The sequence below is a fragment of the Parendozoicomonas sp. 2304DJ65-17 genome, from assembly GCF_058148445.1.
In genome coordinates, this window is record NZ_JBYVJV010000002.1 from 600192 (window position 1) to 624939 (window position 24748).

Below are 24748 nucleotides of genomic sequence, written 5' to 3' on the forward strand. Positions count from 1 at the left end.
GAATAATTAGTATTTGCGCAATTATTCTATAGCGTTATTCCAAAGGGGGCTATCCATGAAAGCCAAAATGGCCGCGTGGGTATCAGGTATTGTTGCAGCAACCGTTGCAGCAGTTGTTGTTGCATCAGAGCCAGTCAGTGCGCAGGAAACTGCCAAGAACAAAGAACTGGTTATCTACAGTGCCCGTAAGGAACATCTGGTTAAGCCCCTGTTTGATCTGTATACCGAGAAAACTGGTACTCAGATTCGCTACATCACCGATAAGGCCGGTCCTCTGCTTGCCCGTCTGGAAACAGAAGGTGAAAACTCTCCTGCTGATCTGTTGATCACTGTTGATGCTGGTAACCTCTGGCAAGCCAGTAAGCAGGGTGTTCTTCAGTCTGTGAAATCTGAAACACTGGAAAAGAATATTCCATCCCATCTCCGTGCTGATAATGGCGACTGGTTTGGTCTGTCTGTTCGTGCAAGAACTCTGGTTTACGCAGCAGATCGTCTGAAGGCTGATGAACTGAAAGGCTACGAAGACCTGGCTGATGCCCGTTGGAAAGGTCGTCTCTGCCTGCGTACTTCCAAGAAGGTTTATAACCAGTCTCTGGTTGCCACCATGGTTGAACGACTGGGTGAAGATAAGACCGAACAGGTTCTGCAGGGTTGGGTGAATAACCTGGCCGCTCCCGTATTCAGCAATGACACCAAAGCAATGGAAGCTGTAGCTGCTGGTATCTGTGATGTGACAGTTGTAAATACTTACTACTTTGGTCGTCTGCAGAAGAAGAAGCCTGACAATGGTCTGAAACTGTTCTGGGCGAATCAGGATAGCTCTGGTGTACACGTGAATGTTTCTGGTGCTGGTGTGACCCGTTATGCCAAAAACAAAGCTGCCGCCATTGATTTCCTGGAATGGATGAGTACTGAAGAAGCTCAGCGCATTATTGCAGACAGCAATATGGAATACCCTGCCAATGCTTCTATCGCTCCATCTGAGCTGGTAGCTGAATGGGGTGCTTTCGAAGCAGACCAGCTGAATGTTGCTATTGCTGGCGAGAAACAGACCAAGGCAATTCAGCTGATGGATAAGGTTCATTACAAGTAAAACCGTTTACGAAAAGCAGTTTTAAAAACGGATGTCCTACTCTCAAACACCAAGCCCGGTATCTGTACCGGGCTCTTCTCTTACAGGCCGACGGATGTTAATAAAACAACACCTGTCGGCTTTTGCATTTCTCAGACAGCCTCTGTCTCTTCTCACTCTTGCTATTGTCGCACTTGTACTTTTGCCTCTTGGCAGTCTTGTTTTCAGTTGGAGTGATATCCAGGTTGATGTTTGGCAGCACCTTGCTGAAACACAACTGTCCGGATTAATTTGGAATACGGTTGTACTGGTGTTTGGTGTAGCCATAGGGGTTACGATTCTTGGAACAGCTTTGGCTGCTTTGGTCGCACTTTGTGATTTCCCAGGCAGGCGTTGGCTGGAATGGGCGTTGATGCTGCCGTTCGCTATTCCTGCATATGTTTTGGCTTTTGTGTATTTGGGTGTTTTTGATTTCAGTGGTCCGTTGCAAGGCTGGATGCGGCAAAATATAGATGGCTTTACCTGGGTAGATATCCGTTCTCCTTTAGGTGTAATTGCCGTGCTAGTTCTGGTTTTTTATCCCTATGTTTACATGCTCGCCCGTGGTGCCTTTCAAGGTCAGGGACGTTCATTGTATGAAGCTTCGAGACTGCTGGGGATGTCAGCACTGCGAACCTTCTGGCGGGTGACTTTACCTGTAGCCCGCCCAGCGATTATTGGCGGAACTGTTCTCGCAGTTATGGAAACACTGGCTGATTTCGGAACAGTGTCTGTTTTTAATTACGACACATTTACCACCGCAATTTATAAATCTTGGTTCGGATTCTTTAACCTGAAAGCAGCAGCACAATTAGCTTCGGTTTTGCTGGTATTTATCGTGATGCTGCTGATTGTTGAAAAACAGCTGAAAGGGCGACACAGTATCGCCCAGAACGAACGCCAACGTGTTATGCCCCGCCACCGCTTAAAAGGAATTCAGGCTTGGCTTGCCAGTGGTTTTTGCGGAACAGTTTTTGTACTGGCTTTCCTACTGCCTGTCATTCAGTTGTGCTGGTGGGTGTATACCCATGCATGGCATGACTTTAATGCCCGCTATGCGGCTCTTGTTTTGAATACTTTATCTCTGGCGGGGTTTGCTGCCGTAGCAACAGTTTCAGCGGCTTCTGTTTTGGTTTTAGGCGGGCGCTTCCAGCCGGGTGTGCTATCCAGTTTTGCTGAACGTGTTAGTGGTTTGGGTTATGCAATGCCTGGTGCCTTGCTTGCTGTAGCTGTGATGATGTTGTTTGGATTTCTGGATAACCAATTCATTGCTCCTCTTCAAAAGTGGTTAGGTCTACCAGTAGAACAATTATTGTTAGGCAGTGTTATTGCATTGATTCTGGCTTATTTGATTCGTTTTCTTGCTGTGGCTTTAAAACCAGTCACTCACGCCTTTGAGCGTGTGAAGCCTTCCATGCATGAAGCCGCACGTATTCTCGGACATTCGCCGCTTTCAGTTTCCTTAAAAGTCTATTTCCCATTGGTCATGCCTGGTCTGCTTACCGCCATGCTTTTGGTTTTTATAGATGTGCTGAAAGAAATGCCGGCTACTCTTCTGATGCGTCCATTCGGCTGGGATACACTGGCTGTTCGAATTCATGAAATGACAGCTGAGGGTGAGTGGGAGCGTGCGGCCCTTCCGGCAATCAGTTTGATTGTGGCCGGAATGATTCCGGTGATTTTTCTGATTCGTCGCTCGAGAGTTGGTTAATCGTTCTGCTTTTTTCTCACTGCGTAGAATACTCTTCTGTCGTGGTTATACGGCGTGTCAGTGTAAACCTATCAAGTACATTTGTTTATATCTGTTTGAATAAGAAAAAAACAAAGTAAAAATGCTCTTTGAGTAAACGAATGTGTGCCTTTAGAATGCGCTAACTAATTATGCAGAAGCAGTGATTATGAGCTGCTATTTGCCTGTTTTATGACCTTTCACAGGTTCAAAACAATTTCATTCTGAGGGTAGAACACTCTATGGGTAGCCGGACGTCTCTTTTCGCTGTTCATGAAGCAGCAGGCGGAAAAATAGTCGATTTCGGTGGCTGGGAGATGCCGCTGCACTATGGATCCCAAATAGAAGAACATCATGCTGTTCGCCAAAAGGCTGGTATGTTTGATGTTTCTCATATGACCGCCCTGGATGTTACTGGTCCTCAGTGTCGTGAATTTCTCCGTTATCTCCTTGCAAACGATGTTGATCGCCTCACCTTTGATGGCAAAGCCCTCTACAGCGGCATGCTGAATTCGGAAGGTGGTGTGATTGATGACTTGATTGTTTACCGCATGTCCTGGGGTTATCGGGTGGTTGTAAACTGTGCAACCCGTGAGAAAGATCTGGCCTGGATGAACAAACAGTCAGAAGCTTTTGACGTTACCCTCACCGAGCAACCTGATGTTGCCATGATTGCTGTGCAGGGGCCTGAAGCCCGTGAGTTGGCTGCCCAGGTTTCCTCTCCCGCCAAAGCAGAAGTTATTCGTGATCTGAAAGTATTCGAAGGTCGTGAGTGTGAAGGCTGGCTGATCGCCCGAACCGGTTACACCGGGGAAGATGGTCTGGAAATTACATTGCCCTCAGAAGAGGCGGCGGAATTCTGGAAGCTCCTTGATGGTGCAGGTGTGCGCCCTTGTGGTCTGGGTTGCCGGGATACTCTGCGTCTTGAAGCAGGTATGAACCTGTACGGCCAGGATATGGATGAGTCCATTACACCACTTTCTGCCAACATGGGCTGGTGTGTGGCATGGGAATCTGCAGATCGGGACTTTATTGGCCGCGAACAGCTGGCTGCCATTCGGGAGAAGAAAGGCTGGGATCGTCTGGTTGGCCTGGTTCTGGAAGGGCGTGGAGTTCTCCGCCATGGTCAGAAGGTTGTAGTGGAAGGTGTTGGTGAAGGAGTGATTACCAGTGGGACATTCTCTCCTACACTGGGACACTCTATTGCCATGGCCCGGGTTCCGGCTGGCACAGCTGACAATGCACAGGTAGAAATGCGCGGTAAACTTGTCGCCGTTCGTGTTATCAAACCTTCTTTCGTCCGGAACGGTAAAAAAGTGTTTGAGTAACTGGATTACCGTTTGCGAGGCAATTGCAGACAACTTTTTCAGTAGCTGGCACTAATGTTGATTAGAGTCAGCTGTTTTAAACCCTATATAGGGTAAAACGAAAAGAAATGAAGTGCGGCTGCGTATTCTCGATAGTTTGTTACGTAGTTGCATTGATGAATAGTTGATTACATTTCAGAGGATCAGGCCATGAGCAATATTCCTGCAGAGCTGAGTTATGTGAAATCTCACGAGTGGATTCGTCGGGAAGAGGACGGCACTGTAACCATCGGTATTACCGATCACGCACAGGAAGCGCTGGGCGATGTTGTGTTTGTTGAGCTTCCAGAAGTTGGTGCGGAGCTCGGTGCAGATGATGAAGCTGGCGTTGTTGAGTCTGTGAAGGCTGCCTCCGATATTTACGCGCCAATTTCCGGTGAGATTGTTGCTATCAATGATGCTCTGGAAGAAACCCCTGAACTGGCTAACAGCGATCCTTATGCAGAAGGCTGGTTCTTCCGTATGAAGCCTTCTGATGAAGCAGAACTGGGCGAACTTCTCAACGCAGAAGCTTATGCAGCAGTATGTGAAGACGAATAACTGAGCCAGGTTTCAGAACTGACAATCTGAAAGCCCCGGGCTCATCGCGAGTGCCGGGGCTTTTTACTATATAAGAACGGTAAAAGAAGTTATGACCACATCATCTCTTTATCAGCTGGAGAACAGCGAAGATTTTATTCGCCGTCATATTGGCCCTGGTGAGGCAGATATTAAAGCTATGCTTGGTCTTTTGGGGGAGGATTCACTGGAATCCCTGCTGGCCAATACCGTACCGGGCAGTATTCTGCAAAAGCATTCACCGCTTGACTGGCCGAGTCATACAGAGCAGGGAACTCTATCTTATCTGAAAGGCTTAATGGGCAAGAACAAGCCTGCCCGTAGCTTTATCGGTATGGGATACCACAACACAATTGTTCCCCCGGTTATTCAGCGAAATGTTCTGGAAAACCCAGGTTGGTACACCGCTTATACACCTTATCAGCCAGAAATTGCCCAAGGGCGTCTGGAAGCGATTTTGAACTTCCAGCAACTGACCCTTGATCTTACTGGCCTGGATCTGGCCAGTGCCTCACTTCTTGATGAAGGTACAGCCGCTGGTGAGGCAATGTCTCTTGCCCGTCGTGTATCCAAAAATAAGAAGTCACACATCTTCTATGTTGATGAAGACTGCCATCCACAAACCATTGATGTTGTGAAAACACGGGCAGAAGGTTTCGATGTTGAGGTTGTTGTTGGCCCTGCTGCAAAAGCCGTAGAACAGGATGTTTTTGGTGCACTGCTGGCATACACCGGAACTTGGGGTGATGTGCGTGATCATCAGGAGTTGATTGCCAGTCTTCAGTCCAACAAAGCTGTTGTTAGCATTGTGGCCGATATCATGAGCCTGATGCTGCTGGAAGCTCCCGGTAAGCTGGGAGCTGATGTTGTACTGGGAAGTGCCCAGCGCTTTGGTGTGCCTATGGGGTATGGTGGCCCACACGCAGCATTCTTTGCTACTAGCGATAAACACAAGCGTTCAATGCCAGGACGTTTGATTGGTGTTTCTGTGGATACCCGGGGCAAGAAAGCCCTGCGTATGGCTATGCAAACCCGTGAACAGCATATCCGTCGTGAAAAGGCGACCAGTAACATCTGTACCGCGCAGGTACTGCTGGCCAATATGGCAAGTTTCTATGCTGTTTATCATGGCCCAGCCGGTTTGAAGCAGATAGCCCAGCGTATTCATCGCTTAACCGACATTTTGGCTCTTGGCCTGAAGAGCAAAGGCATTGAGCTGGTTAACGACACTTGGTTTGATACTGTCACTCTTAAGGTGAGCGATAAAGACGCCATTGTTAGACGTTCCCGCGAAGCTGGCATTTGCCTGCGTGAAACTGACGATGACCTGATCGGTATTTCTCTCGATGAAGCAACTAGTCGTGATGATATCGTGCTTCTGTGGGATGTTGTTCTTGGTGAAGGTCATGGCCTGAATGTAAATACTCTTGATACAGACCTACAGGAAAAGGCTTCCTCCTCTATTCCTGCACAGCTGTTCAGACGTGAGCCTGTACTGACTCATGCGGTATTTAACAGCTATCACTCTGAAACAGAGATGATGCGTTACCTCAAACGCCTGGAAAACCGCGATCTGGCTCTGAATCAATCCATGATTCCTCTGGGTTCATGCACTATGAAACTCAATGCTGCCAGCGAAATGATGCCTGTTTCCTGGCCAGAAATTGGAAATCTGCATCCATTTACTCCAACTGAACTGACGGCCGGTATTCGGGAAATGATTTCCGAACTGGATGAGTATCTGAAAGCAGTAACAGGTTTTGATGCTATCTGTATGCAGCCAAACTCAGGTGCACAGGGTGAATACGCTGGTTTGATGGCGATCCGCAAGTATCACGAAAGCCGTGGTGACCATGATCGTAATGTCTGCCTGATTCCTTCTTCTGCTCACGGAACCAACCCTGCTTCAGCCATGCTGGCAGGAATGAAGATTGTGATTACCGGTTGTGATGATAACGGTAACGTGGATGTTGCAGAGTTGAAGCAGCGTGCAGAAGAGATTGGTGAGCAGCTGTCCTGCCTGATGATTACTTACCCTTCCACCCACGGTGTGTACGAAGAAGAGATTCGTGAAATCTGCGATATCGTGCACGATAATGGTGGCCAGGTTTATATGGATGGTGCCAACATGAATGCACAGGTTGGCATTAGCCAGCCCGGTGAAATTGGCGCAGATGTTTCTCACCTGAACCTGCATAAAACCTTCAGCATTCCTCATGGCGGCGGTGGCCCAGGTATGGGACCTATCGGCATTAAAGCTCACCTGGAACCATTTGTTGCCAATCACTCTGTGATTAAGCTGGATGGGCCGAACGATGAAAATACTGCTGTGAGTGCAGCGCCCTGGGGATCTGTCTCCATTCTGCCAATTTCCTGGACTTACCTGCGTAACATGGGTGGCGAAGGTTTAAGAAAGGCGACAGCTGTAGCCATTCTTGGTGCAAACTATCTGGCTAATCGCCTGGGTGAGCATTATCCAGTGCTTTACACCGGCCGTAATGATCGTGTCGCTCACGAGTGCATTATTGATATTCGTCCAATCAAGGCTGCCTCAGGTATCAGCGAAGAAGATATCGCCAAGCGCTTGATGGATTATGGTTTCCACGCTCCAACCATGAGCTTCCCGGTTCCTGGGACCTTGATGATTGAACCGACGGAGAGTGAAAGCAAAGCGGAGCTGGATCGATTTGTGGATGCCATGATTTCCATTCGTTTGGAAATTGATCGGGTTGAGAAGGGTGAACTGCCAGAAGGCGATAACCCTCTGGTAAATGCGCCCCATACTCAGGACGATATTCTTGGTGAGTGGGATCGAACTTACAGCCGTAAAGAAGCTGTCTACCCAGCCCAGTTTGGCGGAGGTGAGAAGTTCTGGCCGACCGTAAACCGTATCGACAATGTTTATGGTGACCGGCACCTGTTCTGCGCCTGTGTTCCTGTTGAGGAGTATCAGGACTAACAGTCGCGTATAGAACACTGACCAACAATCATACGGCCTGCGAAAGCAGGCCGTTTTGGTTTTAGCCAGAAGAAAGACAATGTCTGACACACTTGTCAGCCAAACTTTTCTCTTTCTGGAACATTTGTTATTAAATCCGTTCCAAGAAGGCACTTCAGTTAAATAAAGGTCTTCTCTACTATGCAAGCATGTCTATCCAAAGCAAAAGCCTGGATTACTTCGCACGAACAAACTAAGAATCAAGGTATAAGAAGCAGCAGCCTTAAGCCAGAATCAACCTGTGAATGGTTAACTCGTAAAGTTACCCCTTATGCCCCGGTAAAAATTTTCGGGGCTCTTTGTGCTGTAGCTTTTGCTACAGGAGAGTGGAATACCCAAAACCCGGTTGGCCGTGTGCTGAGCACTGTGACGGCGACTTCCGTATTAAAATATACAGGTTTAGCGGTAGCTGGTGCTGCGGGGCTTTTTGCTTTGGGAGTTGTTGGCGCTGCAACATTGGGATGGATTGAATACAAAAGGACAAGAAACAGCGGGCAGCAGGACTAAGCCATTAAAAGCATTTGATACCGGCCAAGAAAAACCAAATAACTTGGCCGCTATCCTATTTAAGCTTCCTGTAACTCTATTGTTTTCTGCAAACCTTCCTGCAAACCAACATAGTTAATGCCAAGCTCTGTTGTAGCCTTCTGGCCATTGGGAATCGCCTGCCACTGCAAAAAGGTCAGTTCACCTTTAGCAATCAATGGCTTTTTATTAATAATGCCTGCAACCCATTCTCCGGCAGTTGCAATAGCAGAACCCACCCAAACTGGCATAACGTGTGGTACGTTTCTCTTGATGCTTAATTGCTCATGAATGAGCCCAACAAGTTCAGTAAGAGTAACGTACTGATCACTGAGAATGTAACGGCTGCCAGCAGACATATTCTCAGCTGAAACATGAGCTTCACCTACATTCTCGCTATAGACGACAGGAAAGCCCCCGGGCAGCAATACTGGAATATCATTGTTTCTGACTTTGGTAATGACTTCATTAACACCTACTGAATGATGGATATCTGGCCCAGGCCCATACACTGCTGATGGGTGAATAAAAACAATGTCCATGCCATCGTTCATAGCTTCAACTGCTAACTTGTCAGCGGCTTGTTTGCTGCGCTCGTAAAATGTTCCCTTGGGTTTGGAATCCAGAATCGATTCATCATAGAGCTGGTGAGCATGTCCTTCGAATACATCTATGGTGCTGGTGAAAATGAATTTCTTAACCCCCAGCTTTTTGGCTGCGGCCAGCATGTTCTGTGTTCCGGTGACATTTACGTGGGTAAAAATATCCGGGTTTTTAAACCACTGTTCGGGAAGTCCCGCAGCATGGTGAACCACATCACAGCCTGCCATGGCTTGTTCAATACTTTGAATATCAGTCACATCACCCTGTGAAAACTCACATTCGGCAGGTAACAGTTCTTTGGCTTTCTTAATATCTCTTACCAGTACCCTTACTGCACGACTCTTTTTCAGGAGATATTTCACGATATTGAAGCCGACAGTGCCTGTGGCTCCGGTAACAAGGGTGACTGACATGATATGAGCTCTTGGTTTTATTTTCATCGAGCCTAACAGGCGAAAGGGTTCTTATCTACAGGGTGGCGTTTTGAGAAGAGCTTCATGTTACGTGGCCTTGTATTGAAAAAGCTGGCTTACCATCGTCAGGTTGTAGTGCTACCTTAGTACCAAAAATAACAATGTAGGTAATATATGGACATATTTCGCACAATCAAAGCTACTGCTTTTCTTTCCAGTCTCTTATTTCTTCAGGGATGTTATGAAGATAAACAAATGATTCTGGATGTGAGCGGAAAGAAGGGATTCTTTGATTCCGGGTTCCCATCTGATATTCGAAGAAATGATGATAACTCTATTAACTTTAATCGTTTCCCCCAACCCCTGAATGCAACTATCGGTAATTATGTGAGATGGGCAGAGCAGGATCATTTTGGCTTTGCTCCTAATTTACCTCTCTACATGCGTTTTGGCGGTGGTATTTCATCTTCATATCTTTCATTTGAAGAAAACCCGCAGGATTATGCGTCCAGCAACGCAGCTATACAGCTGATTGATATTGACCCCGCATCTTCTGAACGTGGTAAGCGGTTTCCTGTCAGAGTTTCTTATCGTGAAAAAGGTGATGAATATCGTCCTGATGGGTTATTGCAGGTGTTACCTGCTGGCAAACCATTAAAAGAAAACAATAAATATGCGCTTGTTGTTACCAGACAGATTTCTCCAGAGCATGCCCAGAACCTGATTCCTAATCCGGTTCTTACTGCGCTTTTGGAAGGTGTAAACCCTCGTCACGTCAATAAGAAGATTGATTCTGACGATGCTGAGCGGGCCTTAACTATCTATCAACCCCTTGAAGATCAGTTAAGGCTTGATGGAATAGCTGCAGACAACATTGTGGGAGCAACCGTATGGACGACAGGTAACCCATCATCTTCGTTGCAGAATCTGGCTCGCTGGGCAGATGAGCAGACACCTGCACAACCTGTATTTGGTTTCGAACTGTTGGAGATGACTCCGGAATACTGTGTTCTGGGTTCGCAATGGCAAGTACCAGGCTTGCAGTCGGGACTGTTTCCCTACGCTCTCATTGGGGGACGTATTAAATACGACGGTGTGAATAACCCGCAGGTGAAGTATTACCGGGAAACTCCGCTGGTTGTGACAGTGCCAAGAACTCCGATGCCTGCTTCTGGTTATCCAATGATGTTTTATAACCATGGAACGGCGGGTTATGCGACACAAGCCCATGATCGTGGCGTCACGCTTTCTGATGGCACTCTTACAACAGAAGGTAGCCCAGCCCAGGTTGCAGCCCAACGAAATTGGGCAACTGCAGGTATGGGCGGGCATATGGGAGCCGACCATGAAGACAGCACCGGTTTTCTCAATGCGATTGCAGATTTAATTCCCGGCCTCTCCCTGAATATTGGAACCTATAACTTTATGAACCTGCCAGCTATGAGGGGTAATTTTGAGCAGTCGGTTATTGAGAGAGTTCTGTTTCGAAGACTGGTGAATAATCTTGATGTGGATGCTTCTTTATGCCCTGGTGCGCTGAGTGATGACGGCCAAATAAGGTTTGATGCTGAGACGCAGGTTGTCATGGGGCAGTCTCTCGGTGCGATGACGGGAATCGCCCAGGCTGCTATTGACCCTGTGCCATTTCAGGGAGTGATTGGCAGTGGCGCTGGTAGTTATAACCTTGGCCTTGTTATGCACCTCTCGGTTCTTGGAGAAGATCCTCTGGGAAATATTCTGGAGCCTCTGTTCTTCTTCACTGGTAAAAATGATGTGGTGAATGATCCTTTTCACCCTTTGTGGCTACTCTCCCAGCAGGCATTGGCACCGGTTGATTTCTCCATTAATGCCGCACGCTGGACTAGAGAACCTGCTGCACAGGCAAGTGCTCCACATACTCTGATTGTGGAAGGTTACTTTGACGACTGGGTTGGTTTGTTTAACCAAAAGCCGCTTCTGGTGAGTCTGGGAGCAGATCTTTTTGGCCCTGAATTGAATGTTTCAGAAGATGAGCAATTATTACCGGATTTGAAAGCAGCCGGATATCAACAGTGGCTTTCTCCCGTTGCCGGTAATAGAGATGGACGCACGGTGGCTGTGGTTCGTTATCCGGAAGATGGTATTAAGTCTGGCCACCATGTGGTGTTTCAGCAGGAAGCCGCAAGGCATCAATACGGATGCTTTCTGGAAAATATTGCTGAAGGTCGGGCACCTGTTATTCCTTTGCCCGGAGGTAGCCAGCAGGATAACTGTTTCTAATGGCTATCAGCCTTTGAATCACTGGAGTAACAGGACTATGCTGATGTGGCCGTGAAAAACAAAATCAAATAACACCGCCAGATGAGGCACACCATGATGTTAAACAAAGCTGTTGTAAGACAAGTGCTTGCAAAAGGACTGGTTCCGTTTGCAGTTATGACAATGGTCGCAGGTGTATCAGCCCATGCCCTGGACTTTGCAAAGGATGACGATGCAGTCTATCTGCGTAAAGCCCACATGGCACTGGTTGGCACTTACTTTGGTGATATGGGGGCGATGATTAAAGGGAAGAAACCTTTTGATGCTGCCCAATTCCAGAGTGATGCTGACCGCCTTGCTGTTGTGACTCAATGGTCTGGCGAAGGTTTTGAGAAAAAACATCTCACATCTGATTCAAAGGCAAAGCCTGAGATTTGGGAAGATAAGGCAGAATTCGATAAGCTGATGAGAGAACTGGTTGACCATGCTGACAAACTCAAGATTGCAGCAGCCAGTGGCAATATGAAAGACAGTGTTCCGGCTTTCAAAGCTATGGCAGACAACTGTGGTTCCTGCCATAAAAAGTTCAAGAATAAATAAGATCAGCTAAAGGGTCAGAATCAAAACTTTTTGGTTCTGACTCGCTTTCCTTTCTTGCTTGCTGATTTTGGTGCTTTGGCTTTAACAGCCTGAATGGCCGAAAAAAGTACATCCAAATCTTTTTTATAGTTAATCAGAGCTGCGCTGAGCTCCGGACTTTTTGATTGAAGCTGGCTTGGATCTATTTTATTGAGTGCATCAACATTAGCTGTGTACTGTTTGAGTTGTTCAAGGCTTTGATCTGCTTTTTGCTGCAAGGCAATAAGGTCATCTGGTAGTTCATTGCTAACGGCTGGCGCTGATGGTAACGGCAGCTTGGAAAGCTCAAACAAGGTGGTTATATCGCTGTAATGCTTTTTATAATGTTTGAAAACCCGTTGGGCTGATCGTCCGATATCTGGGCTAGCCATAGCTTAATCCTTTATCTGAGCCTTTCGAGGCTTGCTTCCAGAGTTCTAATTTGATTTTTTACAACATTAATCGCAGGCTGATGGAGTACGGCTGTAAATGGGTTTCGTTTTGCCAAGTCTTCCATTTTGGCAAGCCTTTCCTTCATCACTTCAATTTTATCCATCAGCTTGATTTCCTGTGCTCTTTTAGCTGAAGGTGTGTGACCAGCTCTCTGGATCTTCTCCAGTTCTGTTTTGATATTACGTTCATGGTTTTGCAATCCTCGCAATTTGCCACGTATATGGGGATTGCCGATTAGGAAGAATGGGTTTCTTGCTGCCTTTTTTACTTTGTTGATTTCCAGACGCACATGTTGAAGTTCGTCGGAGAGCTTTACAAATCGAACTTCATTCTGGGCTCTTACAGTTGCAGCCGCTTTTGCTGCTTTATCTGCAGCCCTTTTGACCTCAGCCTGAACTGAATTGCTGACTCTTCTGAAAGCATCGAAAAAACTACGACCGGGTGGTTTGAAAGGAGTAGGCCTTGATGTTGTTGGCCAGTCGACGGGTTTTGCCTGAAGGCCGAGTTCTCGGGCAAGAACTCGTTGTTCGACAATGCTTGATACATTGTTAGTGGCAAGGCTCAGGGCGTTATCGCCTTGCTGTCTCTGGATATCCTGCAGCTTGTTAAGTAACGTGAGGTCATTACCCTTCAGGCCGTACTCTTGCGCCAGATCGGTGTATCCGGAAAGACCCTTATCAACAAATGTGGCAGCCAGCTTGATGCTTTGAGGTTGGGAGAGACCAACTGCCTTACCTGCTGCATAAATTTGGTTCTGTACAGAAGCATCTTTCGTGAAGCGGATAAGTTTCTCGCCTGTGATAACAGGGTTCTTACCAATAGCTGCAAGAGCTTTCGTGACTCTTGGGAGAATATCTCTGACCTGGTCTCTACTTAGTCCAGCCCGTTGGCCGATGTCTGCGAACTTTCTGCTGTCTTTGAGGAGTGCAGCATTAGCCAGATCGTTAAATACTTCGGGCGATAACCTCAGGGATTTTGCTGCTTTCTGCATTTCTGTAGAAATAGCAGTGTTTACAGTTCGGGAGGCATCCCCAAGGATGGAATCCAGTTCTGCAGGCGTCAGGTCGAACTGTTGCCCCAATGCAGCAAACCCTTTGACCAGGGTTTCTGCTTTTGGCTGAGGTACACCAACAGCCTTAGCGAGAGCAACAAATCGATCAGCTTCGTTGTTTGTTAAAGCACCAAGATCAACGACCAGGCTGGGAGGCAGGTTTATTGCTTTGGAGCTGGCAAGCTTGTTAACGTCATCCAGAACAATGGTTGTTTTCACTTCTTCGGCAATAGGTTGCCCTGCGCTGTTAACGGCACTGAATAGCTTATCCAGCCCTGTTTTCAGCTGCTCTGCTTTTGCACTGCCTGGGGGAATTTCCAGTTTTCCCAGCTGATAGAAATAAAGAGCGTCGTTTGATGTGGCTTTGGCATGGGTCAGTCTTGCTAAATCCGCTTTGCCTATATCCAGTTTTTCTCCAAGCTTCTCAAGCCCCTTGTTCAGCAGGGCTTTTTGTTTGGTAGTCAAAGGAGGCGGAGGAGGTGGTTCCGCAGGTTCCTCTGGAGGTGGCTTTGGAGTTTCCGTTGGTGTTTCTGTCGGCTTCTCTGTTGGTGTTGGATTGGGAGCCGCAGGTGTTTCTCCAATTGGTGTCGATGGAGGCTCTGAAGATTCAGGCGTAGGTGGCTGTGGTACTGCCGCTGTTTGGCTATTCTGCTGGGCTTGTTGCAGATTTGAGCCTTGTGGTGAAACAGCTGCTTGTTGAGCTGGCGGTTGGTTGCCACCTTTCAGTCTGTTCAGCCATTGCTGAAGCTGTTCCATATCATTGCTGACTGGCTGGCTGTTGAAGCTGTTAATGTTATGCAGGGTCTGGCCAGCCCCTCCCGGTGCCGACTGGGGAGCTTGCGTATCTGTTTTGGATGCAGGCTGCTGTACCTGCGGTTGCTGTATAGGAGGGCCTAAGGGGCGTACACCGCCTCCACCTCCAACCTGCATGGACATTCCGAATCTCCCTAAACCCTGAAACTGCCGTTACATCAGGGGGTTACTGCAGGTCATATCGGCACTGAAGGGAGATCCTGAAACATCCTTATTGTGGGGTTATGCTAAATCTGAAAGCCATGTGATGACCATGGTTGCAAACAATACAAGCACGGTAAAAAGCTCCCAGGAGCTGGAAGAGGGCTCAAGGTAGCGGCTGTGGATATTTCGTCGACCGGTAATCATACCGGGTAGGATGTCTTCTTTGTGGATAAAGGTATGAAACAGGACTGCAGCAACATGTAGACTGATTACCCACAGTAAAATATCGAAGTTCAGGGAGTGAATGGTTGTCATCCAGTCGCTGGTGTCACCACTGACAAACTGAGCCAGAGGCCCTTCCGTCAGAATACTGTCGTTGGCAAACAGCCCGGTACCAACCTGAATAAACATTCCTGTGAGAATCACCACTACACCCCAACTCCCCAAAGGGTTGTGCCCGGGGTAATCGGTTTTCATTCCTTTGCGAAGATAATTAAGGGCTACAGAGGGAGAAAGCTGTAAAGCTTTGAACCGGCTGAAGTGGCCACCACCAAGACCCCAGCCAATACGGAACAGTAGTAAACCCAGAACGGTATAGCCCAGCAGAACATGCCGATCCATATCGCCTTCTGTTCCCGTGTACCAGAGTCCGGCGAAGCAGAGTACAAGCAGCCAGTGAAACAGACGGGTTGGTAGATCCCATACACGAATGCGGCGGTGTGTGCTCATACTTTGCCTCCGGTTATTGTTCTGGCAATAGTTTTCTCAGTGGGGATTAACTTTCTTCCAGCTGTTTTTTCAATGAATCCGGAACTCCAACAATTGTGATGCTGTCCCGCTCGCTGTCGTAACGTACACGGGTTCCGTAAACATCAGAATCAAAGGCAATATTAATTCCCTTGTCCCGACCAGCATAGCGAACCAGTTTCTTCAGCTGGCTGCGGCTTGGTTGCATATCAGGAGTGACATCATAGTCCCGGGTATTTACAAAACGCTCGAAGCCTTCTGGTGCATCTTCGTTCAGGTGGGCTGACAGTTCGTCCACAGAGATCGTTTTGTACTCTTGCAGCTGGCCGTCGCAGTATTCAAAAACCTTTTTCTTCACGTCGTTGCGCTCGGTGTCGGATTCAATGGTTTTGCAGTAATCCGATACAGCACTCATTAACTTGGTTGTATCTTTCTTGGTGTCGCCGGTTTCTTCGCAGCCAATAAATGTGGTTAGGCAGTCACTGAGTCTGCGGCCAGCTTTTGGTTTGATCCAGGAAATATAGCGTGAGCTGGTCTGATTGCCTTGCCATTCACTCAGGTTAATACGAGCCGCCAGGCTCAAACGTGCAAGATCAAGGTGAGTTGTGTCAGACAACTCCAGCTGTTCGGTAATCGTCGTGCTGGTAGCTGGTGGCAGTGTGGCAACAATCAGGTATTTAGTCAGCCCACTAACATAGTGTGCCACCAGAATAAAACCACCGGGGAACATGCCCGCTTCATCCAGTTTTTCTTTTAAACCTTCCGCAACAGTCAAGCTGAACTCGGTGAAAGAGAGGCGCTCTTCCAGGTAATCTTCAAGCTGGGTGCGGAACACAGTGGCTTCACCACCAAAGGCTCCATGACCTTTGTCGCCTTTCTTGTTGTAGGACGCGATCAGGTCTTCCAGAAAGCTTTCGCAGATATTATTACTGGCAAGAGGTGTTGCCCGGGTGCGCAGCTCAGAATTCTCAGCATCGGGGCGGCGTTCAATCCGGTGAACAATCAGGTTGGTAATGCTCATAACTGAAATAGGCTCATTATTCGCTGTGGCTGACAGCAGGCAAAGAGCACAATTATACAGCTATGACAGCAACCTGTGAGTGGTTAATCCGCCAGTAATTGTTTTTCTAATTGCTGACTTGGCAAAAACTCAAAGATACCCCGAACATAGCTGTCGAGTGTTTTCTGGTTTCCGAGCAAGTGACCAGAGAGCTGAAGCGCCAGATAATTATCAAGAAGTATGCGGCCACAGGCTGCAGGTTTTCCAGCGGCAAGCAAGGTGTCGGCAAAACCTGCTTCCAGGCGATTAAGAGCATCTTTGAGTAGTGGTGATAAACTCTTTTTCTGACCTTCCATCATTGCCAGTACCAGCAAACACCCGCAGCGATATTCCTTAATATATTCCTGACGATAACTGGTGGTGAAAAACAGTTTCAGGCTTTTCATTGGAGGGTGGTGGGTCAGATAGTGGGCGAGACGGGAAAGAAGGTGATTTTCTATGTAATGAACCAAAACTTCCCGGAACAGTTCCTCCTTACTGTGAAAGTGATGATAGAGACTGCCTGGGTTCAGGTAGGTCGCTTCTTCCAGCTGTCGAAGGGATGTACCTTCGTAGCCATTACGCCAGAACGGATCCATAGCCCGTTCCAGAATTTCTTTTCGCTCAAAACCTGCTGGGCGTGTCATGTCAGAACCTTCCTTGATTCTAAGACTGCATATCTCAACAACCGAGAGCTTGCGTCGATAACCTGATGATCAGAGAAGTGCCACACGACTTCGGAGAATGGGCATGTATCAGTGTCAACAGATTCTCAATGGGCCGGCCCTGGCCATGATTGAATTTATCCGCAACAACAATATTGGTATTGATATCCAGCGACTGACAGCTCTGGATAACCATATTCGTATCAGGCGAGAAGCGGTTAGTCCAGAGTTTGTTATCGAATCAAAGAAAGTCAGGAGAGCTTTGAAGGAATGGTTTGAGAGCCATCCTGACCAGTTTTAATTTCGTGTGGTGACGACCGCATCAAGCTGAACATTCACGTTAGCTGTGCCGCCAGCATTATAGGTCTGGTTATTAATGGTAACGGTTGATGTGTTGTTCACAGTGGCATTTGCAGTTGGCAGATTTGTATCAAACCCTATGCCGGTGTTCTCCAGCTCTTCAATAGTGATAGCACCATCACTCTGGGTGATTTCAGATTCCTGCTGACTCAATGCTTCACCTGCAGCAGTAGCCTGTAAGGCTCCTGGTACCTGAGCTTCTGCAAGCTCTTCCTGTTCAAGTGCCTGTAGTGGGAAAGATTTGGAAGTTGTACGGCCATAACGGACCGGAGCTTCAGGATCTGGCTCACGGTAATCTGGCGGATACTGGTGGAAGTTGTCGCCTATATCATAGAGAGGAATATCTGGATTATCTTCCTCTGCCATAGCGACAGGTGCCGAAAGACTGACAGCCAGTGAGAATAAGAGAATGTGGAGTTTGTCCATTATTAGTTCAATTCTTATTATTGTTTTCTGACAGCTCGGGAACCCTTCATCAAGCAACAGATTCATACAAAGAATATCAGTTTGCCAGTATTTGGACTTCCACACCAGACACTCTACAGGTTACAGTTTCTGTGCAATTGGCTTTGAGTAACAGTTCAATGAACGAATTGGTCAACCAATCCGTATCGGAGGCTGGTATTATCTGAACTTAATTATAAAACCGCTCCTGACGGGAGAATAATAAGAATGATCAGGAAGTTTGTTGTATTAAGCTTGTTACTTGCCGGACTCTCTGGCTGCACGTCAATTGATTATGATCGCTCCTTCGGCGCGTTCCTTAAACCTGTTGATGGTCCCAAATTTAAACCTGTACCGGAATCACCGGAAAACAGGTCTTACCTCATTGTTTATCGCCCTTATAGCGAGTGGGCAGAAGAAGAGCTGGAAGCACCTTCCGTATATATGAATGGTGAAGTAGCCGTTAATGTTCGCAGCAATGGTTATGCACTGTTCAGTATGGAGCCCGGGCAATATCAGGTTGTTGTTAAGCGCCCAGCTTTTGGTCAGGATTTGTTTTTTATGGAAGACACTTTCCTTGAAAACCAGCCGGTAAACTTTAACCGTATTGGTGGCTTTGTTCTTGATGCTAAAGGTGGAGAGACTTACTACCTGCGTTATTCGGAGTTGACATCGCCTCCTTATGATCCCAATGCCGGAGAAAGCCTGCTGGGCGATGGTCCCATGCAGTTTATTTCCTGGAAAGCAGCAAAAAGTGAGTTAATGCAGTCCCGCCGTTTGCAACCATTGAAACTATTTTCTGCTCCTGATATTGATGTCGCTCAGGAGCAGCTGGATAAAACCGCTGAAACCAGCAGCTGGTGGTGGTTCTGATGCAGTAAAAAAGGAATAGGGCGAAGCTGTTTCGCCCTATTTATAGTTCAACTCAAACTTATTACAGCTTTATTCAAACCTGCTGAAGTCTGGCTGGCGCTTCTGCATAAAGGCTGTGAAAGCTTCTTTGGCTTCATCGGAAGTCAGACGCTCTCCAAAAGCAGCCATTTCAACTTTGATCTGTTTAATAAGCTGTTCCCGGTTTTCGGAATGCATCAGCTTCTTACCAAGACGGACTGAGGCTGGTGGCAGAGCAGCAACCTGTTCAGCACGCTTCAGTGCCAGTTCCAGGAAATCTTCGCTGACTTCATTTACCAAACCATAAGCCAAAGCCTGCTCGGCATTAATGGTTTCACCAAGAATCAGCATTGCAAAAGCTCTTCGGTGGCCAACTATCTGGGGAAGGATAAGACTGGAGCCATACTCCGGGCACAGGCCAAGGCGGGTAAATGGGGTCTGAAGCTTGGCGTCAGGGCCGGCATAAGCCAGATCGCAGTGCAGAAGCAATGTTGTGCCAATACCAACAGCTACACCGTTTAAGGCAGCAATTACAGGCTTTGGAGATTCCAGAAGAGCAAGCATAAAGCGAAGAACTGGAGAGTCGTCCCCCGTGGGAGGTGTTTCCAGAAAGTCTCCCAGATCATTGCCAGCGGTAAAGCAATCCTGCGTGCCGGTCAGGACGATTGCCTTTATGGAGCCATCTGTTGCCGCCTGCTCAATAGGCTCAGCCAGACTGGTATACATGGCGTGGCTCAGGGCATTTTTTCGCTCCGGCCGGTTGATGGAGAGAAGAAGAACATTCCCCCGGCGCTCGGTTTTTATCAGGTCGGTCATAGGTAGCCTCTGTTTCTTATTTGGCGCGGCGCCAGTATCGCACCATGTGGACTAAACTTCCCGCTAAAATACAGATATGGCTAAAAATGAGAATGATCAGGACACCACTGAAACAGATCTTGTTTTACTGTTTTTCAACCAGTTTATTGGCGCTGCTGGCCGCTTTTTCTATGGCTGCTGAGCGGGCCGTCGCAACCAGCGGAGCACTGGTTGAATATATCAAGAAACCCGATAGCCACTTTCAGTGGAGCGTTCTGGGTACCCGGCAAGTTAATGGTTTGAATATTGTTGATCTCACCATGACTTCCCAAAGCTGGAGTCCTGATTCCCTGAAAAGTAACCATCCCCTCTGGCAGCACCGCATCACTGTTTATATTCCCACAGATGTGAAGCGCCAGCCTGCTGTGCTGCATGTGAATGGGGGAGTGCGTTATGGGCGGGATAACAATGCCGCGTCCGATATTTCTGATGAATTGCGTTTTGAAGACTTAGCGATATCAACACGCTCAGTTGTTATCAATCTTCGTGATGTGCCGCAGCAGTATTTGTCATTGAATGGTGAAACGCCCCGAAAAGAAGATGACCTTGTTGCCCGGAGCTGGGTTGCCAGTTTGAATTATTCGGGGTGTAGTGACTGCCCAATTCAGTTCCCAATGGTGAAATCTGTTGTTAAAACTATGGATGCTGTGCAGACGCTATTAAATGAACGGTTAGGAAATCGTGCTCCCGAGAGTTTTATTCTTACCGGTGCTTCTAAAAGGGGCTGGGCAGCATGGCTGACTTCTGCCGTTGATCAACGGGTTCAGGCTGTTATTCCGATGGTGATTGATGTTCTAAATGTGCAGGAGTGCCTGGATCATCTTCACCGGGTTTATAAGGGCTGGATTCCACCTCTTCAACCTTATCTGTCAGAAAAACAAAGTGTTTTGCCAAGGCTTCATACGCCTGAAATGAATCAACTGATGGGCAAGGTTGATCCCTGGTTTTACCGCGATTATTTAACTTTGCCGAAATATGTTATCACTGCTTCTGGTGATGATTTCTTTCCGCCGGATAGCAGTAGGGTTTACTGGTCAGGACTTGTGGGTCCGAAATGGATGAGGGCGTATCCCAATTCCAGACATTATATTTCCCGGGAAAACATCCAGCGGGTCACAGATACTATTGTCAGCTATGTAAATTACTTGGTTTCCGGACAGCAGCCCCCAGCAATTTTGAATCAGAAAGTTGATGGGCAGCAGATATTGGTGACAGTGAGTGATAAACCCGATGAGGTAAAACTCTGGCAGGTTGTTAACCCTGAAACCCGTGATTTTCGGATGACAACATTAAAGCCTGCAGGTTTGAAGTATCAGGCTGTGCCGGTAAAAGTTGAGTGTGAAAGTTCAGGTCAGGCTTGTGTCGTTCAGACTCAGGTTGAAGAGCCGGTTAAGGGCTGGAAATCCTGGTTTTTGGAATTCACTTATAAGCAGCCGTCTCAACCGGACTTCATAATCACAACACCGGTTTCCGTGATGCCGAATACTTACCTCGAATAAATGAAATGCTTAGGGAGAAAGAGCATTCCCTGTTCGGTAAGCCAAAGGGAGAATATTCTGTGGAGGTACTTCCTGCTCACCCAGCCAGGAGGTCAACCTGAGTACAGGCTTGGCTTTACCAAGAAGTATCCAGCGAGCATTTCGATTGGCTGGTGTATTCATTAAAGCTTCTGCAGTGACTTCCAGATTGCTGCTTTTCACTTTCAGTACCGAGTCTTCAGGAAGTTTATGGGAGTGATCTTCGATATCACCTTTAAGCATGACCTGAACAGGAGCTTTATGCTGGTGCCACTTTGCATCCTCAGCAATAGCTAAAGCGGCGCTGATGCCCACTTCAGCACCAAAAATAATTAATGGCTGATTATTGTCCGGCTGATAGCAGCACTCTCCACCCAGCCCTCTTGCCCAGATAGTCTGCCCCGCTCTGGCTTCATCAAATAACCATGAGGAAAACCCACCACCGACTTTGCGTGTTACATGAATACGTAAATCAGCCTCAGCCCATGGACGGGAAACCAAGGTATACCGACTCCCGGGGGCATTTTTTTCCAGAGATAAAGAGAGAAACTGGCCAGGGTGATATTCAATTGGTAGGCGAGGTGAGAATGTAAGTTCCAACAGGGTTGGGTTAATAAGTCGGGTGCTGGTGATAATGGCCTGCATGGGCTGCAAAGCCCGGCGTAGTGGCTGCAATGCCAAAGCTGTTTCAGGAATACACTGGCAGGCGAGTAAAAGGTTATCGGAGCGCTGTTCTTCGGTCAGCCCACGTTGAGCGGCAAGAGGAATATCACCAGAGGTAGCTTGAACAAGGCAGGAATGACAAAGCCCGGCTCGACAAGACCAGGGAATTTGCATGTGATTTTTTAGAAGGGTATCCAGCGCAGTTTCACCGGGAGAACAAGAAAATGTTTGTTCTCCGAATTGAATCTCAGCCATGGATGCAACCTTTTTATAATAAGGCGTCGGCTCTAGTGTATTCAGCCTAAGGAGATTCGTAAACAGCTCCTGGGGGATCTATGAACATCAGAGTTCGTCAAGAGCCTCCCGCACAGATCTCACGGCTTTACCATCAACCCACTTTACCCAAGTGGATTGATAGTTTTTCAGGAAGTGTTCCATGGCCGCTTCACCATCCGCTTGATTGGCTTCCATCCAGGCCAGAATTTCGTTCATTTGGCTGTCTGACCATCCCCTGCGGGAAAGGTATTGGGAGGCTTCTGGCGCACGTTTGGCAAATCCTTCGGTAATAATTGTTTGTACCATAGGCGAGGGGTACATGGTTACCTTTGGATTTTTACAGTCGGACTGAGAGGTACATTGCTTGAACTCAGCGAGATCAACACCTGTTTGAAAGTCCACCATCACCATTTTGTACCGCCCAAGTACAGCGGTGGGTGACCAGTAATAGCCAAACCAGGGAGCTTTGTTGTCGTAAGCTTCCTGAAGAGATATATCGAGGTCAGCCCCTGTGGGCGGAGACACAAACTTAAAATTCACGCTTTCCAGGTTTAATGCCTTGAATAAGTGCGAGGATGATATGTGGCAGTTCCATCCTTCGGGGCATCCATAAAAGGAAGCTTTTTGGGCACCATCCTTTGGCATAAACAGGTGAGCATTTTCCATAACACCTTTTATTGTGGCCAACTCCGGATTGGCTTTCACCATGTAGTCTGGAACCCAGAAACCCTCGATAGCACCATCAGCAAAGGGAGTACCAACGTAGCGAATCTTTTTTGCCTCAACCTCTTTGTCCAGCTCTTCCTTCATAGCGTTACTCCAAAACTCTGGAATAACTTCCGGTTTCCCGCTTTTGATTAGGGATTCACCAGTGGGCTGCGTATTGGCTGGTACAAGAGAGGCTTCGCAACCATAGGCATTTTCGAGAATAAACTGGTCAACATGAGCAATAAAAGTGGCTGATCCCCAGTCCATATCTGCAATATCAACTGCCCCACATTCCGCCTGGGCTGAGCTATAAAAAGAGATGCTTGTAAGAACTGAGAATAAACTCGTTCTAAAGAGTTTTGTTAAGCTGTTCATAAAGCTTCCATGCCTCCAGCATAATTTCCCAAGCGCAGGTGCAGTGCCCTTATCGCTGTTTTCAGTATAAGCCAATCTTTAGTATTCACTTCCCTGAAAACCAGGGTTTAAACCAGACTTCTATACGGATGTTTTTCCGGTTGTCTGTGTCTTTTAAACCAGAGGTCAAAAGACGTTCATCACCCAACCCCCGAATTATAATTTTACTTTTGCGGACTCCGGCTTCGATCAGCGCCTCGCTGACCTTTCGAGCCTTTTCTGCGGAAAATCTTTTGTCATTCTTTCCCTCAGACAGCCCGTAAAAGCCCAATAGTAAAAGGTTGCCCCTGTTCTCTTCCATAAATCGAGCAAGCCGGGTAACGCTTTCGTGCCCGAAGTTGTCAATGGAAGTGCCGCCCTTCGAGAAACGAATATTAATGCTAAGTCTTTGATAGCCTCTTATTGCTCTTGCGTAACGCCCGGTGGCATTAGTATCCCTGTTATCCAGCATTTTTATACTGACGGGTATGAAACCACTCTGCCCAACAACCTCTTGTGCTGAATCTGTTTTTATGAATTGGAGGAAGTCTCTGGCGTCAGGGTTTTCGATTCCTTCAGGCATATAAAAATACAACCTTCGGGAGAGAGGGTAATCCTCTGTAGATATATTCATGTTGTCTGGGTAGATAGCGGCTCCGCCTGTCATCGCCACGGATATAGCTTTACTTTCCCCAACCGAGCTGTAACTGCAGAACCCTATAGCATTTCTATTAGTACTGACTTCTTCCGAAAGAGCTTCGTTGGAGGAAAAAGGCATGTGCCGGTTATAGATTTGGATTCCCCTTCCTAAAACCAGACTATCAAAGATGTCCCGGGTGCCCGATGCTTCATCCCGTGCCAGTATCCGAATTGGTCCGCTTCCTTTGCCCACCCGTGACCAGTTGCCATATTGGCCTTTAAAAATTCTGGCAATTTCATTGATAGACAGGTTATTTACGGGGTTGTTTGGGTTCACAATGATGGATACAGCATCCAGGCCGACAACTGTCTCGGCGCCTGCTGCCGTTATATCACCAAAGCTGGAGAGTAATTTAATTTCTTTTGATTTCACGACTCTCGAGGAGGCCACTATATCGGCATCTCCCTTGTTCATAGCTTTAAAGCCAGTACTGGAGCCTTTGGAGGCAATTCTTACAGCGAGTTGCTTGCCTTCATCCAGGCACTTCAGGGCTTGATCGTAGTTCCCGAGTGGCTCAGTGGAAACACGATTACAGCCTCGTTTGACAAGGTAAGCTTTCACCAGAGCTGGCCCCAGCTCTGCGCCGATAGTATTGGAACCATGAATCTGGAAGAGATAAGAGTGGGCATCTGTGCCTGAGGACTCTGCAGAGACCCAGGGACTCAATAATGCTATTGCCAAGCCTAAAGCCACTTTCTTCATAGCTGCATCCATGCTTTTTCAGCCCAACCGAGTAACTATAGACGATTATTGAGCCTGTCAAAGTGGGATATTTGAGGTCTACATCGGCGCTTTAGTGGTTTTTTCAAGCCGTCTGGCAGACAGCATAAATCCCGGTGATATAATGGCCGCGCCAAAATACTGCGAAG

22 protein-coding genes are annotated in these 24748 nt (G+C 47.5%); 11 read left to right on the forward strand and 11 right to left on the reverse strand.

Translation table 11 applies throughout. The features are described 5' to 3' along the window. The first annotated feature begins 55 nt into the window (after positions 1-55). The 6 genes from ACY2RR_RS07680 (at position 56) to ACY2RR_RS07705 (ending at position 8270) form a co-directional block, all read left to right on the forward strand. Complete coding sequence (locus ACY2RR_RS07680; protein WP_490107554.1) at positions 56-1093, forward strand: extracellular solute-binding protein; 1038 nt, start codon at positions 56-58, stop codon at positions 1091-1093. A 31-nt stretch (positions 1094-1124) separates the two neighbouring features. Further along, entirely contained in the window at positions 1125-2822 is a 1698-nt protein-coding gene (locus ACY2RR_RS07685) for an ABC transporter permease (protein WP_490107555.1), read from the forward strand. 260 nt (positions 2823-3082) lie between these two features. Further along, the gene (gcvT, locus tag ACY2RR_RS07690; RefSeq protein WP_490107556.1) at positions 3083-4168 is read left to right on the forward strand and encodes a glycine cleavage system aminomethyltransferase GcvT; all 1086 of its coding nucleotides are present in this window, start codon (positions 3083-3085) and stop codon (positions 4166-4168) included. A gap of 189 nt (positions 4169-4357) precedes the next feature. Further along, positions 4358-4747 carry a glycine cleavage system protein GcvH gene (gene gcvH, locus ACY2RR_RS07695; RefSeq protein WP_490107557.1) on the forward strand — a complete coding sequence of 130 codons (390 nt, stop codon included), beginning with the start codon at positions 4358-4360 and terminating at the stop codon, positions 4745-4747. Positions 4748-4838: 91 nt separating this feature from the next. Next, positions 4839-7724 carry an aminomethyl-transferring glycine dehydrogenase gene (gene gcvP, locus ACY2RR_RS07700; RefSeq protein WP_490107558.1) on the forward strand — a complete coding sequence of 962 codons (2886 nt, stop codon included), beginning with the start codon at positions 4839-4841 and terminating at the stop codon, positions 7722-7724. A gap of 180 nt (positions 7725-7904) precedes the next feature. After that, a complete protein-coding gene (locus ACY2RR_RS07705) occupies positions 7905-8270 on the forward strand; it encodes a hypothetical protein (protein WP_490107559.1) in 366 nt (121 codons plus the stop codon). A gap of 59 nt (positions 8271-8329) precedes the next feature. Here ACY2RR_RS07705 and ACY2RR_RS07710 read toward each other — a convergent pair whose 3' ends face one another. Next, positions 8330-9304: an NAD-dependent epimerase/dehydratase family protein gene (locus tag ACY2RR_RS07710; RefSeq protein ID WP_490107560.1), complete on the reverse strand. Its 975-nt coding sequence runs from the start codon at positions 9302-9304 to the stop codon at positions 8330-8332. A gap of 174 nt (positions 9305-9478) precedes the next feature. Here ACY2RR_RS07710 and ACY2RR_RS07715 point away from each other — a divergent pair, with 174 nt between their 5' ends. After that, positions 9479-11563, forward strand: a complete 2085-nt coding sequence (locus ACY2RR_RS07715) for a hypothetical protein (RefSeq protein ID WP_490107561.1) — start codon at positions 9479-9481, stop codon at positions 11561-11563. A gap of 93 nt (positions 11564-11656) precedes the next feature. After that, positions 11657-12142, forward strand: a complete 486-nt coding sequence (locus ACY2RR_RS07720) for a c-type cytochrome (RefSeq protein ID WP_490107562.1) — start codon at positions 11657-11659, stop codon at positions 12140-12142. Positions 12143-12162: 20 nt separating this feature from the next. Here the strand turns inward: ACY2RR_RS07720 and ACY2RR_RS07725 are convergent, their stop codons facing one another. From ACY2RR_RS07725 to ACY2RR_RS07745, 5 genes are all read right to left on the reverse strand, one after another. Next, positions 12163-12474, reverse strand: a complete 312-nt coding sequence (locus ACY2RR_RS07725; protein WP_490107563.1) for a hypothetical protein — start codon at positions 12472-12474, stop codon at positions 12163-12165. 89 nt (positions 12475-12563) lie between these two features. After that, a complete protein-coding gene (locus ACY2RR_RS07730) occupies positions 12564-14600 on the reverse strand; it encodes a hypothetical protein (RefSeq protein WP_490107564.1) in 2037 nt (678 codons plus the stop codon). Between the two features lie 99 nt (positions 14601-14699). Continuing rightward, complete coding sequence (locus tag ACY2RR_RS07735) at positions 14700-15350, reverse strand: cytochrome b/b6 domain-containing protein (protein ID WP_490107565.1); 651 nt, start codon at positions 15348-15350, stop codon at positions 14700-14702. A gap of 46 nt (positions 15351-15396) precedes the next feature. After that, on the reverse strand, positions 15397-16389 hold the full coding sequence (locus ACY2RR_RS07740; RefSeq protein WP_490107566.1) for a nucleoid-associated protein: 993 nt from the start codon (positions 16387-16389) through the stop codon (positions 15397-15399). An 83-nt stretch (positions 16390-16472) separates the two neighbouring features. Then, the gene (locus ACY2RR_RS07745) at positions 16473-17054 is read right to left on the reverse strand and encodes a TetR/AcrR family transcriptional regulator (RefSeq protein ID WP_490107567.1); all 582 of its coding nucleotides are present in this window, start codon (positions 17052-17054) and stop codon (positions 16473-16475) included. A 103-nt stretch (positions 17055-17157) separates the two neighbouring features. On the opposite strand from ACY2RR_RS07745, the gene ACY2RR_RS07750 reads away from it, so the two are divergent. Beyond that, positions 17158-17373 (forward strand): hypothetical protein, encoded by a 216-nt coding sequence (locus ACY2RR_RS07750; protein WP_490107568.1) that lies wholly within the window; start codon positions 17158-17160, stop codon positions 17371-17373. Here the strand turns inward: ACY2RR_RS07750 and ACY2RR_RS07755 are convergent. Then, a complete protein-coding gene (locus ACY2RR_RS07755) occupies positions 17370-17858 on the reverse strand; it encodes a hypothetical protein (RefSeq protein ID WP_490107569.1) in 489 nt (162 codons plus the stop codon). The two genes, ACY2RR_RS07750 and ACY2RR_RS07755, sit on opposite strands and share 4 nt — an antisense overlap. Before the next feature lie 246 nt (positions 17859-18104). Between ACY2RR_RS07755 and ACY2RR_RS07760 the strand changes: the two genes are divergently transcribed. Beyond that, complete coding sequence (locus ACY2RR_RS07760; protein ID WP_490107570.1) at positions 18105-18749, forward strand: DUF2846 domain-containing protein; 645 nt, start codon at positions 18105-18107, stop codon at positions 18747-18749. Positions 18750-18818: 69 nt separating this feature from the next. On the opposite strand, the gene ACY2RR_RS07765 is transcribed toward ACY2RR_RS07760, so the two are convergent. Beyond that, positions 18819-19583, reverse strand: coding sequence for an enoyl-CoA hydratase (locus ACY2RR_RS07765; RefSeq protein WP_490107571.1), 765 nt, complete (start codon positions 19581-19583; stop codon positions 18819-18821). 92 nt (positions 19584-19675) lie between these two features. Between ACY2RR_RS07765 and ACY2RR_RS07770 the strand changes: the two genes are divergently transcribed. Continuing rightward, positions 19676-21121, forward strand: a complete 1446-nt coding sequence (locus ACY2RR_RS07770) for a PhoPQ-activated protein PqaA family protein (RefSeq protein WP_490107572.1) — start codon at positions 19676-19678, stop codon at positions 21119-21121. Positions 21122-21130: 9 nt separating this feature from the next. Here ACY2RR_RS07770 and ACY2RR_RS07775 read toward each other — a convergent pair whose 3' ends face one another. The 3 genes from ACY2RR_RS07775 to ACY2RR_RS07785 form a co-directional block, all read right to left on the reverse strand. Further along, on the reverse strand, positions 21131-22057 hold the full coding sequence (locus ACY2RR_RS07775) for a 2Fe-2S iron-sulfur cluster-binding protein (protein WP_490107573.1): 927 nt from the start codon (positions 22055-22057) through the stop codon (positions 21131-21133). Positions 22058-22144: 87 nt separating this feature from the next. Next, positions 22145-23161 carry a glycine betaine ABC transporter substrate-binding protein gene (locus tag ACY2RR_RS07780; RefSeq protein WP_490107574.1) on the reverse strand — a complete coding sequence of 339 codons (1017 nt, stop codon included), beginning with the start codon at positions 23159-23161 and terminating at the stop codon, positions 22145-22147. An 85-nt stretch (positions 23162-23246) separates the two neighbouring features. After that, positions 23247-24581, reverse strand: a complete 1335-nt coding sequence (locus ACY2RR_RS07785) for a substrate-binding domain-containing protein (protein ID WP_490107575.1) — start codon at positions 24579-24581, stop codon at positions 23247-23249. Between the last annotated feature and the right edge of the window lie 167 nt (positions 24582-24748).

Coding starts and splice junctions, on each gene's coding strand:
- ACY2RR_RS07680 (WP_490107554.1), top strand. CDS start 56: ATGAAAGCCAAAATGGCCGCGTGGGTATCAGGTATTGTTGCAGCAACC.
- ACY2RR_RS07685 (WP_490107555.1), top strand. CDS start 1,125: ATGTCCTACTCTCAAACACCAAGCCCGGTATCTGTACCGGGCTCTTCT.
- gcvT (WP_490107556.1), top strand. CDS start 3,083: ATGGGTAGCCGGACGTCTCTTTTCGCTGTTCATGAAGCAGCAGGCGGA.
- gcvH (WP_490107557.1), top strand. CDS start 4,358: ATGAGCAATATTCCTGCAGAGCTGAGTTATGTGAAATCTCACGAGTGG.
- gcvP (WP_490107558.1), top strand. CDS start 4,839: ATGACCACATCATCTCTTTATCAGCTGGAGAACAGCGAAGATTTTATT.
- ACY2RR_RS07705 (WP_490107559.1), top strand. CDS start 7,905: ATGCAAGCATGTCTATCCAAAGCAAAAGCCTGGATTACTTCGCACGAA.
- ACY2RR_RS07710 (WP_490107560.1), bottom strand. CDS start 9,304: ATGTCAGTCACCCTTGTTACCGGAGCCACAGGCACTGTCGGCTTCAAT.
- ACY2RR_RS07715 (WP_490107561.1), top strand. CDS start 9,479: ATGGACATATTTCGCACAATCAAAGCTACTGCTTTTCTTTCCAGTCTC.
- ACY2RR_RS07720 (WP_490107562.1), top strand. CDS start 11,657: ATGATGTTAAACAAAGCTGTTGTAAGACAAGTGCTTGCAAAAGGACTG.
- ACY2RR_RS07730 (WP_490107564.1), bottom strand. CDS start 14,600: ATGTCCATGCAGGTTGGAGGTGGAGGCGGTGTACGCCCCTTAGGCCCT.
- ACY2RR_RS07735 (WP_490107565.1), bottom strand. CDS start 15,350: ATGAGCACACACCGCCGCATTCGTGTATGGGATCTACCAACCCGTCTG.
- ACY2RR_RS07740 (WP_490107566.1), bottom strand. CDS start 16,389: ATGAGCATTACCAACCTGATTGTTCACCGGATTGAACGCCGCCCCGAT.
- ACY2RR_RS07745 (WP_490107567.1), bottom strand. CDS start 17,054: ATGACACGCCCAGCAGGTTTTGAGCGAAAAGAAATTCTGGAACGGGCT.
- ACY2RR_RS07750 (WP_490107568.1), top strand. CDS start 17,158: ATGTATCAGTGTCAACAGATTCTCAATGGGCCGGCCCTGGCCATGATT.
- ACY2RR_RS07755 (WP_490107569.1), bottom strand. CDS start 17,858: ATGGACAAACTCCACATTCTCTTATTCTCACTGGCTGTCAGTCTTTCG.
- ACY2RR_RS07760 (WP_490107570.1), top strand. CDS start 18,105: ATGATCAGGAAGTTTGTTGTATTAAGCTTGTTACTTGCCGGACTCTCT.
- ACY2RR_RS07765 (WP_490107571.1), bottom strand. CDS start 19,583: ATGACCGACCTGATAAAAACCGAGCGCCGGGGGAATGTTCTTCTTCTC.
- ACY2RR_RS07770 (WP_490107572.1), top strand. CDS start 19,676: ATGATCAGGACACCACTGAAACAGATCTTGTTTTACTGTTTTTCAACC.
- ACY2RR_RS07775 (WP_490107573.1), bottom strand. CDS start 22,057: ATGGCTGAGATTCAATTCGGAGAACAAACATTTTCTTGTTCTCCCGGT.
- ACY2RR_RS07780 (WP_490107574.1), bottom strand. CDS start 23,161: ATGAACAGCTTAACAAAACTCTTTAGAACGAGTTTATTCTCAGTTCTT.
- ACY2RR_RS07785 (WP_490107575.1), bottom strand. CDS start 24,581: ATGAAGAAAGTGGCTTTAGGCTTGGCAATAGCATTATTGAGTCCCTGG.